This window comes from Treponema socranskii subsp. buccale (assembly GCF_024181585.1).
Classification (GTDB): domain Bacteria; phylum Spirochaetota; class Spirochaetia; order Treponematales; family Treponemataceae; genus Treponema_D; species Treponema_D buccale.
On sequence record NZ_CP054258.1, the window covers coordinates 2174167 to 2187659 of the forward strand.

Annotated in this window: 7 protein-coding genes; 6 read left to right on the top strand and 1 reads right to left on the bottom strand. The window is 52.6% G+C overall.

The features are described 5' to 3' along the window. The first annotated feature begins 4 nt into the window (after positions 1-4). Together HRI97_RS09850 and HRI97_RS09855 are read left to right on the top strand one after the other, a co-directional pair. Positions 5-1123, top strand: coding sequence for a hypothetical protein (locus HRI97_RS09850; RefSeq protein WP_253725276.1), 1119 nt, complete (start codon positions 5-7; stop codon positions 1121-1123). A 97-nt stretch (positions 1124-1220) separates the two neighbouring features. Further along, a complete protein-coding gene (locus tag HRI97_RS09855) occupies positions 1221-3692 on the top strand; it encodes an AAA family ATPase (RefSeq protein WP_253725277.1) in 2472 nt (823 codons plus the stop codon). Positions 3693-3828: 136 nt separating this feature from the next. On the opposite strand, the gene HRI97_RS09860 is transcribed toward HRI97_RS09855, so the two are convergent. Then, on the bottom strand, positions 3829-5937 hold the full coding sequence (locus HRI97_RS09860; RefSeq protein ID WP_253725278.1) for a formylglycine-generating enzyme family protein: 2109 nt from the start codon (positions 5935-5937) through the stop codon (positions 3829-3831). A 135-nt stretch (positions 5938-6072) separates the two neighbouring features. On the opposite strand from HRI97_RS09860, the gene hisD reads away from it, so the two are divergent. The 4 genes from hisD to HRI97_RS09880 all read left to right on the top strand — a co-directional run bounded on the left by hisD (position 6073) and on the right by HRI97_RS09880 (position 13485). Further along, positions 6073-7440 (top strand): histidinol dehydrogenase, encoded by a 1368-nt coding sequence (gene hisD / locus HRI97_RS09865; protein ID WP_253725279.1) that lies wholly within the window; start codon positions 6073-6075, stop codon positions 7438-7440. A gap of 159 nt (positions 7441-7599) precedes the next feature. Beyond that, positions 7600-8178, top strand: a complete 579-nt coding sequence (def, locus tag HRI97_RS09870; RefSeq protein WP_180487674.1) for a peptide deformylase — start codon at positions 7600-7602, stop codon at positions 8176-8178. Positions 8179-8361: 183 nt separating this feature from the next. Then, positions 8362-9426, top strand: a complete 1065-nt coding sequence (gene fmt, locus HRI97_RS09875; RefSeq protein ID WP_253725280.1) for a methionyl-tRNA formyltransferase — start codon at positions 8362-8364, stop codon at positions 9424-9426. 60 nt (positions 9427-9486) lie between these two features. Continuing rightward, entirely contained in the window at positions 9487-13485 is a 3999-nt protein-coding gene (locus HRI97_RS09880) for a phosphoribosylformylglycinamidine synthase (RefSeq protein WP_253725281.1), read from the top strand. Positions 13486-13493: the final 8 nt, after the last annotated feature.

Genomic DNA, 13493 nt, shown 5'->3' on the forward strand with positions numbered 1-13493 from the left:
GTACATGAAGCGCACATTCTTCATTTTAATAATTTTTTCAGCACTCGTATGCACCGTTTTTTTTACCGGCTGTCAGGATGTCATATTCGCCAAAATTATGGGCGAAGTCGCACTCGAAGATGCGACGATAAGCGGACGCATCAATTCGATTGTCCGCTATAAAATGTCGGGAACCGAATACGTTTTTATCCAAAACGGCAGAGTGTACTGCAAACCCGCCTCTTCGCAGTCGCACGGCGATTGGATCGAAAAATCGGACGGACTTCCGAAACTCGAATACAGTTATTACGATAAAAAATTCAACGGCATCTACATCTACCGGCTTGCCGCAACGGAAAATACGCTCTATGCGCTCGGTACTTCCATACGAGAAAACGACGACGGCGAAAATACTACGGGAAGCCGTTACCTGTATTATTTCAGCGGAAGCTCATGGACGCAATGCGACGGAGAGGTTACCGGGACTTCGGGTACGACGACGATATTCTGTACAAATACGATCGATGCGACGAAGCGGGCGGCGTATATCCGCATGAACGGTACGGTACGTGAATTGAAAAACACGCCTTCGAGCGCTGCATTTATCCAAGGTCCCGCATCATCCGCATTGGGAGATGCGCCCGGTGCATCCACGATCTCTGCCGCCTATACCGCAAGCGGCGTTTATTTTTTCAATTCGTGTTCGGCAACAAATGAAACAGAGACGACTGCAGCGACGCATGTCTATTGGGCGAGCGGTTCTACGCTAAAATACGTTGCAGCGGGAACAGCCGCTTCATCGGGAACGAGTGCGGTAAGCTGTTCTGTAAACATCACATCGATAGCCGCGACGAGCAACGCGATCCTTTTGGGAACGAACGGACGCGGCCTTCAAAAGACGACAAATGCAAGCGGCGTGCCCGGCTCTTCGCTCTCGAGCTTTTCCACGAACGCGGATTCCGCCCTCGACACTCCGTACATCATCCCCGCGATGCTCTGCATCGACTCCGCCGCACCGGAAACAGGCGCGAAGCTCTACGCGTCAGCGGACTTTAAGCGGAAATCGAATTCGAGCGGCGGCAACTACAAAGACGTCGGCCTCTGGTCGTATTATCCGTCACGCGGCAACTGGAACAGGGAATAATCCTTAAAAAACAGTCGATTTTCAAAAATGGTCGCCGAAGGCCAAATATCGATTCTTTCCGATAGTCAAACGGACGGAGACGCAGTATACTGATACTATGTCCGAATCGAACGATGCCGATCTTTTTAAAAACGCACACGCGCTCCGCGAACCGCTGGCCGCACGGATGAGACCGCGGACGCTCGACGAATACATCGGGCAGGATCACATCGTCGGCAAGGGCAGGCTTTTGAGGCGCGCGATCGCAGCCGATCAGCTTTCGTCGGTTATCTTTTACGGGCCGCCGGGAAGCGGAAAAACGACGCTCGCCCGCGTCATCGCAAATCATACGAAAAGCAATTTTATCACGCTGAACGCCGTGCTCACGGGAGTCGCCGACATCAGAACGGCGATCAAACAGGCCGAAGACTTTTACAGTCTTTACAGCCGCCGCACGATTTTATTCGTCGACGAAGTGCACCGCTGGAACAAAGCGCAGCAGGACGCCCTCCTGCCGTGGGTCGAAAACGGTACGATCATTTTAATCGGAGCGACGACCGAAAATCCGTTTTTCGAAGTCAATAAAGCGCTCGTGAGCAGAAGCCGCGTATTTCAACTGAAACCGCTGACAAACGACGATTTGCGAAAAGCGGCAGAACAGGCGCTCGGCGACAAAGAGCGCGGCTACGGTCATTGGAAAGTCGAATTTGAAAAAGGCGCTCTCGAACACTTGATCGAAACGGCGAACGGAGACGCGCGCAGTTTGCTGAACGCGCTCGAACTCGCAGTAGAAACGACACCCGAAAAATGGGACGCCGCCGCCTCACCTCCCGTTCCCGCGTGGGGTTCGACGATCTACATAAGCCGCGAAACCGCCGAAGAATCGATTCAAAAAAAAGTCGTGCTCTACGACCGCGACGGCGATTATCACTACGATATCATCAGCGCGTTTATTAAAAGCCTGAGAGGGCGCGATCCCGACGCCGCGATGTATTGGCTCGCACGTATGGTCGCCGCCGGAGAAGACGCTTCCTTTATCTTCCGGAGAATGCTCATATCGGCCTGTGAAGACACGGGGCTTGCAGATCCGAACGCAGTGAGCATCGTCGCAAGCTGCGCCGACGCATTCGATCGAGTCGGCATGCCCGAAGGGCGCTACTTTCTCGCACATGCGGCGCTCTATCTTTCGACGGCGCCGAAATCGAACAGCAGTATGGCATTTTTCGATGCGCTCGCATCGGTGGAAAAAGAAGATGCGGAAGTGCCCAATCACTTGCGCGACGGAAACCGCGATGCCGAAGGTTTCGGTCACGGAGAAGGTTACCTCTACCCGCACGCATACCGCGATCACTGGGTCGCACAACAGTATTTACCCGACGCTCTCGTCGGCCGCGTCTTTTATACGCCGGGTACGCAGGGCTACGAAAAGACGATACGAGGAGACGTGCTTTCAAGGCGCGAAATCCAAATCGCTTCGCTCCTCGAACGGGAAGCGCCCTCGGCCGGCGGCGATGAAAGCGCGCAGTATAAAACGGCGGCCGCTACGAAGCCCGACTCAGTACATTTTATTAACAATAAAAAAGGCGAACACCTCACCTTCAGCCCCGCAGACGCGGCAAAGGAGACGGCGCTCGACAGAGCCGATAAATCGTGGCGGGCGCGTCTCGACTCGAATCGTGCCGAAGTGCTGCTGGCCGTGCGCGATACGATGACCGAACTCGCAGGCCTTCTCCGTCATCACCGCTCGCTCGTGTGGAACGCGGACGACGGTCTTTTACTGTGGGACGTCGCGCGGAAAACACCCGAAGGGATGACGTGCGGACTCTGCCGTACCGAAAAGGGAAAAGAAATTCTCGAGCAGTACGGAAGGACGCTCGGTGATTTGGATAAACCCGTCCTGCAAGTGCTCCCCGAAGGAGCGGGCGGAGAAGGCATTACAAGCGAAATCTTTTCCGATGTCGTCTTGCAGTTCGCATATCGGGGCGCCGAATTCGATCGTCTCTTTTTCCGAAATCCTTTTATCTCACCCGCATCGATCGAATCCCTTGCCTCTTCTCTTTCGTACATGGGGCGAAAAAAAGAAGCGCCCTCCCCTGCCGAAAGCGAACAGGCGGGTGAAGCGGTGTTCGCCGAAGACTGGCTTGCCGTCGTCGCGCAGCGCATTCCCAAAAACGCTCAGTATTTGAGCCGCATCGTCGAAACGCAGATACTCACGCCCGCAACGCTCGGCGCATACGAAGATACGCTTGCAAAAATGAAAGCGGCGGAAGACGAATTTTTCGGCGATACGGAAAACCCGCTTTTCAACTGGGATGCGTCGTCCGTCGTCCGCACATTCGAAAAAAAAGGCTTTACCGTACGAAGCTTATCGCGCCGCTTTGTCGAAAAACGGCGGATCACCGAAGAGGAACTTACAAAGTGGTTCGATGCGAAGTCGTCCGCATACGGCGCGCAGATAGCACGTTCGCTTTCTCCGAAAGAGCTTGAAAAAATCGTGCGTCTCCTCGAAAGTGCGCGAGAAAACACGGTCTTCGATTGGGAAAGCGAAACCGCATTTTTTACGATAGCGGACGGAACACAGAATCGGTAAAACTTCGCAATTTCCGAAAGTACGGTTTTTTACGCCCTGCTTCACATACCCGCTGAAAAAACTCAGGACTTATAAAGCATATAAAACAAAGGGGCAGCTCGCCGTAGAGAGACAAACTGCCCCCTTACGGTCACGGCTATTCTTTCCACACTAAGCGAAAGCCTATAAGGGGATCGTCCGCACTTGCAGTGTCATACTCCCGTTTACCAACCATGCATTCATATACGGCATCTGCTTTATCTTTCGACCAGTTACCGCCGCGCAAAACACGTTTAGTTGTCGTTGATAAAGAAGCGCTTTGCGGATTCGTTACCGTACCGGAAGATACTGTTGCGGAGTACTTATCCCAACACCACTCTAATGCGTTGCCGCTCATATCGAAAATACCGAGCGCATTCGCGTCTTTGGTTCCGACATCTGCTAAGCCGGTTACAGCCGGAGACTGTTCTACAAACGTCGTACCGTTGTAATATTTGTTGAAAACCGCAACCCGTGCCATTTCCTTGCGTAAGTCGGCAAAGTAGTCTGGGGACCCTGTCATACCCTTAAAGCCGATAGGTTTTATTGCACCGCTTGCCGAATCCAATTTGGTTAGATAGACTGCGCCGTATTGTTCGGCATTGGTGTTGTTGTTTTGATAACGCGCGGCATATTCCCATTCGGCTTCGGTAGGCAGCCGATAGCCTTTTTTTGCAAGATTGCAATAAGCATCATCGGCTTCGGTATTTGCATCTTTTACGGCAGCACCGGTTTCAGAATCTTTGCGGTATACGCATTGCTCTGTACTTCCGAATTTCATTTCGGTGTATGCGTTGCACCACGTTATACAGTCACGCCAACTCATATCCGTCATTGGTTGCTTAGCATCGTTATAGTGTTTTTCTTCATCATCATATTCGAATGTATAGCCGTTTTCTTTTGCCCACTCGTATACCGGTTTCCATAGTTCGACTGTCACTTCATATTTTCCGATTGTATATTCGCTTAAATTGACTGTGCGACCATTAGGGAACACACCCCGCCAGAGGGTATCCGAATCGTTTTTCTTAGGCAGTGCATAAGCAGCATTTTGCCCGGTAATAGTTGCCGCAGGCACTTTTACACCGACGGAAACCGGAACGGCTTGCGTTATTGCATAGACATCCGTATCTTCCTCAAATTCATCACTGTTTGCCAATTCGACTCCGTCCGTACTCCCTTTTTTCCATGAGGCAAATACGAACCCCGTATCGTAACCGGTTATTTTTTTCTTTGCTTCGTTTTTTATTGCTCCCCACGTTACACCATACGGCTTTGTAATTTTAGGATCTGCTGCCAGCTGAACATGATCGTCGCTTTTTATCGTGATGGTGACATTTTTCTGTTTTGCTTCCGCATATATTGTCATATTGCTTCCTAAAGGAAGATTGTCCGCTGACAATACCGCACCGCTTGGGCCATTTCTTCTCCATTGTTTAAATTCATAATTTGTGTGATAACGGAGCAGACCTTTTGCCAGATCCTTAACCTCGCCCCATGTTTTTCCCTTTTGAACCGTAATGGAAGCAGGAGGATCTATATCGACGTGATCTCCGGTAATAGTGAGCGTTATCATTACAGGCTCAGACACAACAAAAACAGTTTCATTATTATCAAACGGAGTCGTATAGCTATTATTCAAAGGCGTACCTGAAGCATCCGTAAGGCGCCATTCTTTAAATTTATAGTTATCTTTATATTTTTTAATTTTAGTTTTTGCGAGCGACTCAATTTCATCCCATCTTTTGCCCTTTTCCACTTCAAACGTGGGAAAATCGGGTGCGGTAGAAATCAATTCGACGTTCTCATCACCCTTAACCGTTATCGTTACTTTAGGCGGCGGGGGCACAACCGTTTGTTTTGACACAACAAAAACGGTTTCGTTTGTATTAAAAACATAGTCGTCAAGTAAAGGAGCGCCTGAAGCACCGGTAAGTTTCCATGTATCAAATCCGTAGCTCGGAGCATAGCCGTCAATTTTATCTTCCGCTGCGGCTTTCAACTGGTGCCAGGTTTTGCCCTTGTCCGCCGTAAACGTTTTTTCCGCTTTAAGCGTAACGTGTTCATCCCCAGCAACGGTTATCGTTATTTGCGTAGGCGTTGAGCCGCCGCCTTGTTGCGGCGAACCGGATTCGTCGGGGCCGCCGCATCCTGCGAGTATTGCAAGGGCGGCAAACGCTATGCCGAGCCGTATTTTTTTTGCAGTAGACATAATCGTATCCTCCATACTATATCTTTAAAAATAATTTTATAGATCGTTACCATAGTATAACATATATCGCATAATGTTTCTATTTGATAAAACCGAATCGGAACGAACGAGCGTGCATAATATTATTTTTTTTGCTATACTGATTTTATCATGATCAGGATTCAATACGCATCTGAAGTCGAAAAAGAATTTTTTGCGCCGCGCAGTTTTTCCGGTTCGGCGGAAACGGTGAGAGCGGTTATCGCCGATGTAAAAAAACGGGGAGACGCGGCGCTCCGCGATTACGCGAAAAAATTCGACACGGCATCTCCCGCATCTTTTTTATTGCCGGAGGACGAATTGCGAGCGGCGGCGGAAAAGCTCAAGCGTGAACGGATTGCCCTCTACGATGCGCTTTCGTATTCTTTCGATTCGGCGCTGCGTTTTGCAAAAAAGCAAAAGGAATCGTTTTCCGATTTTGAAGTCGAACTTGAGCCGGGTGTGTTTACGGGGCAAAAGACGATTCCCGTAGAGAACGCCGGCGCTTATATTCCGGCCGGAAGGTTTCCGCTCGTTTCGACGGTCGTTATGACGGCTTCTCCCGCTCTTGCGGCGGGTGTAAAAAATCTTGTGATTTGCACACCGCCCCGCGTTCATCCGAACGATATGCGTGAAGCGGAACGGTCGGGTACGGGAAAAGCGGGCAAGCCTTTTGTCGGAGGAGCGCCTTATGCGGACGAGGGCATTATGGCGGCGGCTTTTATCTGCGGCGTAAAAACGGTGTTCGCATGCGGCGGCTCCCAAGCGGTCGCCGCGATGGCTTTCGGTACGGAATCGATTCCGGCAGTCGATGTCATCGTCGGCCCGGGCAATACATTCGTCGCGGCCGCAAAAAAAGAAGTCTACGGTACGGTCGGCATCGATATGCTTGCAGGTCCTACGGAAGTGTTTATCATTGCCGACAGCTCGGCGGATCCCGCGTGGCTTGCGGCGGATTTGCTTGCGCAGGCGGAACACGATCCGGTCGCGCAGCCCGTCCTCGCGACGCCCGACGGAAAGCTCGCCGAACGTGTCGCAGCCGAAATCGAAGCGCAGCTTGCATCTCTTCCGACAAGGACGACGGCCGAAGCAAGCATCTCCTCGTGCGGGAGGATCATCATCACCGGCTCGCTCGAAGAAGCGGCGGAACTTGCAAACCGGAAAGCGCCCGAACATTTGGAGCTTGCCGTTTCCGAAGGGAGCGAATGCGATAAGCTCGCCTGTCTCGTTCACAATTACGGCTCGCTTTTTATCGGTCACTATGCGGCCGAAGTGTTCGGCGATTATGCTGCGGGGCTGAATCACACACTGCCGACGTCGGGCTCGGCGCGTTTTACCGGCGGCTTGAGCGTGCGCACTTTTTTAAAGACGGTGACGACGCTGAGGTGCGAAAAAGGAAGAGAAGGAATGAAAAGGTGCGCCGAAGCGGCCGCCTGTTTGGGAGACGCCGAAGGGCTTGCCGCTCACGCGAGAGCCGCCCGTCTGCGTTTGAAAAATTAATAATTTATCAAATGGTGAGCAAAGCGGATGGAAAATTTCGAATTTTTAAAAACTCGAAATTAAGCTTAATTGATCGAATGGTGAGTTCGGAAAGCGGCAGCGAATGATGCCGTGCTTACGACGAACTCGACGATATATCGATTTCCGGAGTGCGATGTGATACGGATTTATAAACTCGGAGAAGAAGTGCTGCGCGAAAAAGCGGTGCCGATCGAAAAAGTGACGGATGAAATTAAAACGCTCATCGGCGACATGTTTGAAGCGATGATCGATGCGAACGGCGTCGGACTTGCGGCTCCTCAAGTCGGAAAAAAACTGCGTCTCTTTGTCGCCGTCGCCGACGACGACGTAAAGCGTGTTTTTATAAACCCGCAGATCGTTTCGACGTCGGAAGAAGTCGGCGATTACGAAGAAGGTTGTCTGTCGATACCGGGCGTGTATGAAACCATACGCCGTCCCGTGCGCGTTACGGTGCAGGCGCTCGATGAAAACGGAAAGCCGTTTACGCTTGAAGCTGACGGTCTGCTCGCGCGGATCATCCAGCACGAAACGGATCACTTGGACGGCATTTTGTTTATCGACAGGGGGGATCCCGAATTTGCCGAAAAGACAAAAGAGCAGTTTAAGCAGCGCGAAGAAAAGGCTGCAAAGCGGCGCGCGGAAAAAGAATTGAAAAAGAGCCGCATTGCCGCGAAGATAGCCGCAAAAGAAGCGAAAAAATCCGCGAGCGGTTCATAAGCGCTTTGTAATCGGCCGGTTGTAAAAATCGCGGGTATACGTGTGCGCTCGCTTGAAACGTCGGAGCGAAGCTCTTCGTTGCGAAAAACGCGTGCGGCTGCGGCATTTTCGAAAATCGATATTTTTTGCGATGCCGCAGTTCAAAGAAGTTTTATCAATTAATAATTAAAAAAGGAACGAGCGATGATTCGAGTGCTGTATGCGGGAAGTCCCGAAGCGTCCGCAAAAACGCTTTCGCTGCTTTTTGACGGCGCGGACGGTTATGAAATTGCAGGCGTTTTGTCAAATCCGCCGAGCGCGCAGGGAAGGCATAAAACGCCCGTATCGACTCCGGTCGCGCGTTTTGCCGAAGAGCGCGGCATTCCGCTTTTTACGCCCGAACATTTGAATGCCGCTTCGCGCGAAGAAATCGCCGGTATCCGGCCCGACATCCTCGTGTGCTTTGCCTACGGTCACATATTCGGTCCGAAATTTCTTTCGCTCTTTCCTCACGGCGGCATCAACCTGCATCCCTCTCTGCTTCCGAAATACCGGGGGCCTGCTCCCGTAAACGCAGCGATCCTGAACCGCGATACAAAAACGGCCGTCACCGTACAGACGATTTCGCTTGCAATGGACGAAGGCGATATCCTTGCCCAAGAGATCGTCGAACTCGACGGCACCGAAACTTCTTTCTCTCTGCTCGATCACTGTGCATCTCGCGGAGCCGAAATTATTAAAAAACTGCTCGAAGAATGCGCTTCGAACGGTAAGCTTCCCGAAGGAAAAAAGCAGACGGGAAAAGCCTCGTATACGAAGATCATTGCAAAGGACGATTGCCGTATCGATTGGATGAAAAGCGCCGCGGAAATCGATGCGAAAATCCGCGCGTATTTTCCGGAGCCCGGAGCGTGGACGGAAGAAAACGGCTCTCCGCTGAAAATTCTATCCGCCCGCATTTACGAAGGCGAAAATCCGCTCGCAACGGAAGCCTGCCGATCGAAAAAAAATACCGTTTCGGAAAACGATGCAGCTCCCGAAAACGCAGAACCGCTTGATTCCGAGTGCGCCCTTGTTCCAGGCGATACCGCCGCTTCGTCCCAAGTTCCGGGCACCGTGCTTTCCTTCGATAAAAAGCGGGGTATCCTCGTTCAAACGGGAAGCGGCATCATCGCCGTAACGGAACTGCAGCGGCAGGGAAAAAAAGCGCTCGATGCTTCCTCCTTTATAAACGGCGCGCGGAATTTTGTCGGCACCGTGCTGCACTGATTTTTTGCAGCTTTGCATAGCGCCCTGTTCGAAATCTCGCAAATCGTTTATACTGTAACAATGTTCCGTTTGTATGTGGAAAGAAAGCGGGGTTTTCAAAATGAAGCCGAAAGAATCAAATCGGACATCGTTCATTTTTTGAGGATTCCGTCCGTTACGGGCGTTCGGTACTTGAATCGCTACGACGTCGAAAATATTTCCGACGAAGAAGTGAAAGAGGCGGCGCATCGAATTTTTTCCGAGCCGCAAAGCGACGAATGTATTTTCGATACGCTGCCGCTGCGTCCGTGTGAAACGGCGATCGCGTGGGAATACCTCCCCGGTCAATACGATCAACGCTCCGATTCCGCAGAACAGTGTCTTTTGCTCCTGCGCGAAAGCCTTCCCGAAAAAAGCCGCGGTACGAAGCCGCCCCGTGTGCGATGCGCAAAGGTCGTCCTCCTTTCAGGCGAGGTGAGCGCGCACGGCATCGAGCGCATTCAAAGCTATCTTATCAATCCCGTCGATTCCCGTCTTGCAGGAGACGCCGTCCCCGACACGCTCGAATTGAAAGCGGCTCCCCCCTCAGACATTCCGTCCGTTGCGGGATTTATCGGCATGGATAAAAGCGAGCTCACCTCTCTTCGAAAGCGCATGGCGCTTGCAATGGATGCGGCCGACGTCGAATTCATGCAGGATTATTTTAAAAAGGAAGGACGAGATCCGACGGAAACTGAAATCCGCGTACTCGATACGTATTGGTCGGATCACTGCCGGCATACGACATTCCTTACGGAATTGACGGACATTAAAATCGAAGACGGCGCCTATGCTCCGCTTTTCGCTTCGTCGCTTAAAACCTATACCGATATGCGCGTCGACGTGTACGGAAAAGCGGAAAAACCCGTGACGCTCATGGACATGGCGGTCATCGGTGCAAAGTATTTGCGGAAGCACGGCAAACTCGACGATATGGAAGCCTCCGAAGAAAACAATGCCTGTTCGCTATTTATCGACGTGCATTATACGACGGACAAAGACGGCAAACCGCTCTCTCCCGATTCTCCGGGCGAAACGGAAAAATGGCTGCTGTTATTTAAAAACGAAACGCACAATCATCCGACGGAGATCGAACCTTTCGGAGGAGCTGCGACATGTATCGGAGGGGCGATCCGCGATCCGCTTTCGGGAAGAGCGTGGGTATACCAAGCGCTCCGCGTAACGGGAGCTGCCGATCCGACCGTACCGATTTCCGAAACGATTCCCGGAAAACTTCCGCAGATGAAGCTGTGCAGGGAAGCGGCTCAGGGATTTTCTTCGTACGGTAATCAAATAGGGCTTGCGACGGGACAAGTCGCGGAATTGTATCATCCGGGTTATGGGGCAAAGCGCATGGAATGCGGGGCGGTCATCGCGGCTTCTCCCGCAAACTCCGTTATCCGCGAAAGACCGGAAGCGGGCGATGTCGTCATTTTGCTCGGCGGCGGTACGGGACGCGACGGCATCGGAGGGGCTACGGGTTCGTCAAAAGTGCACACCAAAGAATCGGTGACGAGCGCGGGTGCGGAAGTGCAAAAAGGCAACGCCGTCGAAGAACGAAAGATACAGCGACTTTTCCGCAATAAAAAAGTGAGCTTGATGATACGCCGTTCGAACGACTTCGGCGCAGGCGGCGTGTCCGTCGCGGTCGGAGAATTGGCGGCGGGGCTCGACATCGACCTCGATGCGGTGCCGAAAAAATACGACGGCTTAAACGGTACCGAGCTTGCGATTTCCGAATCGCAGGAACGCATGGCGGTCGTCGTACGCGAAAAAGATGCGCGCGCTTTTATCGACCTTGCGGCGAAGGAAAATCTCCGTGCGGTCGTCGTCGCAAAGGTGACCGGCACGAATCGTCTCGTCATGAAATGGCGGGGCAAAACGATCGTCGATCTTTCCCGCGACTTTCTCGACGCTGCCGGCGCTCCTCACAAAGCGCGTGCGTACATTGAAAACCCCGCGCTGCCCGAAACGTCGCCGCTTGTCCGCCCGCTCGAAACCGTTTCAAAAAAATTGTCCTCATCGCTTTCGGATGCATGGCTTGCAAATATAAACGATTTGGCCTGCTGTTCCGAACGCGGCCTTTCCGAACGCTTCGACGGTTCCATCGGAGCTGCAACCGTTTTGTTTCCGTTCGGCGGAAAATATCAGCGTACGCCCGAAGCGGCTATGGCGGCAAAAATTCCCGTCGCCTCTCCGCGTGAAACCTCGACGGCGAGCATGATGTCTTTCGGCTTCGATCCCTTCGTCGGCGAATGGAGCGCATGGCACGGCGCCCAAACGGCGGTGCTTTCCTCTCTTGCAAAGATCGTGTGCATCGGCGGAAACGCCGCTTCGTGCCGCCTGTCGTTTCAAGAATACTTCGGCCGCGCCGTCGATGAAAAGACGTGGGGCTATCCTGCGGCGGCTTTGCTCGGCGCGCTCGACGCGCAAAAGAAGACGGGCTGTGCGTCGATCGGCGGAAAAGACAGTATGAGCGGTACCTTCGAAAATATAAACGTTCCGCACACGCTCGTGTCGTTCGCCGTAACGCACGATAAAGCTGAGCGAGTGACGAGCGGTTCGTTTAAAAAATCGGGGAGCGCGATCTATTTCGTCGGCACTCCCTATTCGCCGCTCCTTGCTCCCGATTTCACCGCATTTATGCAAAATGCCGCAATCCTCTATCGCTTGAACGCATCCGGCGCCATACGCGCGATGTATCCCGTCGGTTCTGGCGGCATCGCGGAAGCTCTTACGAAGATGATGATGGGAAACGGTATCGGAGGACGCATCGATGCCGTGCCGCTTTCGTTTACGAGGGCGCACATACCGGGTGCGAAAGCGTCTTCGTTCGATCTCTTTACGCCGCAGTACGGTTCGATCATCTTGGAAGCTGCACCCGAAACGGAAAGCGAAATCGATAAAGCGGGTTTTGTTTCCGGTACGATTGTTAAAATCGGCGAGACGATAGCCGAAAGTGAAATCGTCGTCGAAGACGAACATGCGGGAATTCCGCACACGAAGATTTCGCTTTCGGATGCCGAAAAAGCGTGGGAATCGAAACTCTCCGAAGTATTCCCTCCCGTATCCGAAAGCTCCGCTCCGCCTGCGCTTCCCTCCTTTGCGCTTGCAGCACATCCTTCGCTTGCCGATTTGAGGAGCTGTGTTTCGCTCGGCAAAAAAAGCTTTGCCGCTCCGACAAAAAAAGTGCGCGTACTCATCCCCGTTTTTCCGGGAACGAACTGCGAATACGATATGGCGCGCGCGTTCGCCGTCGCAGGAGCCGAAACGAAGATCGTAGTCTTTGCAAACAATACTCCCCTAGCCCTCGAAGACTCGCTCGAAATGCTTGAGCGGGAATTGAAAGGCGCACAGATTTTAGCGCTTGCCGGAGGATTTTCCGGAGGAGACGAGCCCGACGGTTCAGGTAAATTCATCGCGAACGTTTTGCGCGAAGGTCGCATCGCCGAGCAAGTGATGCAGCTTATTAAAAAGCGGGACGGTCTCATCCTCGGCATCTGCAACGGTTTTCAAGCCCTCATCAAAACGGGGCTCGTGCCTTTCGGTGAAATCCGCACGATGACCGCCGATATGCCGACGCTCACGTTCAATACCGTCGGACGTCACATTTCGCGCATCGCCCGCACGCGCACGGTGAGCGCATTGAGTCCGTGGGCGTTCGATGCGACGGTTATCGACGAGCGGGTGCACTTGATTCCCGTTTCACACGGGGAAGGCCGCATCGTTGTCGACGCCTCTCTTGCGGAACAGCTTTTCGCTTCGGGACAGGTGTTTTCGCAATACGTCGATGCTCTCGGTGTACCCGCCGTAACCGAGCCGGACAATCCGAACGGCTCTCTCTTTGCAATCGAAGGGCTTACGAGTCCCGACGGCCGCGTGCTCGGCAAAATGGGACACAGCGAGCGCACGATCGGCATCGACGGAGGAGGCGCTTCGCGCGACCTTATCAAAAACGTCGCAGGCGATCCGCTTACAAACGAATATGAAACTTCCTGCCAAAATATCTTTGCGGCGGGAGTACGATATTTTAATAATTAATAATCGGC

Bases quoted from the DNA above. Each gene is read 5' to 3' on its own strand.
- hisD (WP_253725279.1), top strand. From the start codon at position 6,073: ATGATCAGGATTCAATACGCATCTGAAGTCGAAAAAGAATTTTTTGCG.
- HRI97_RS09860 (WP_253725278.1), bottom strand. From the start codon at position 5,937: ATGGAGGATACGATTATGTCTACTGCAAAAAAAATACGGCTCGGCATA.
- HRI97_RS09850 (WP_253725276.1), top strand. From the start codon at position 5: ATGAAGCGCACATTCTTCATTTTAATAATTTTTTCAGCACTCGTATGC.
- HRI97_RS09880 (WP_253725281.1), top strand. From the start codon at position 9,487: ATGTTCCGTTTGTATGTGGAAAGAAAGCGGGGTTTTCAAAATGAAGCC.
- HRI97_RS09855 (WP_253725277.1), top strand. From the start codon at position 1,221: ATGTCCGAATCGAACGATGCCGATCTTTTTAAAAACGCACACGCGCTC.
- fmt (WP_253725280.1), top strand. From the start codon at position 8,362: ATGATTCGAGTGCTGTATGCGGGAAGTCCCGAAGCGTCCGCAAAAACG.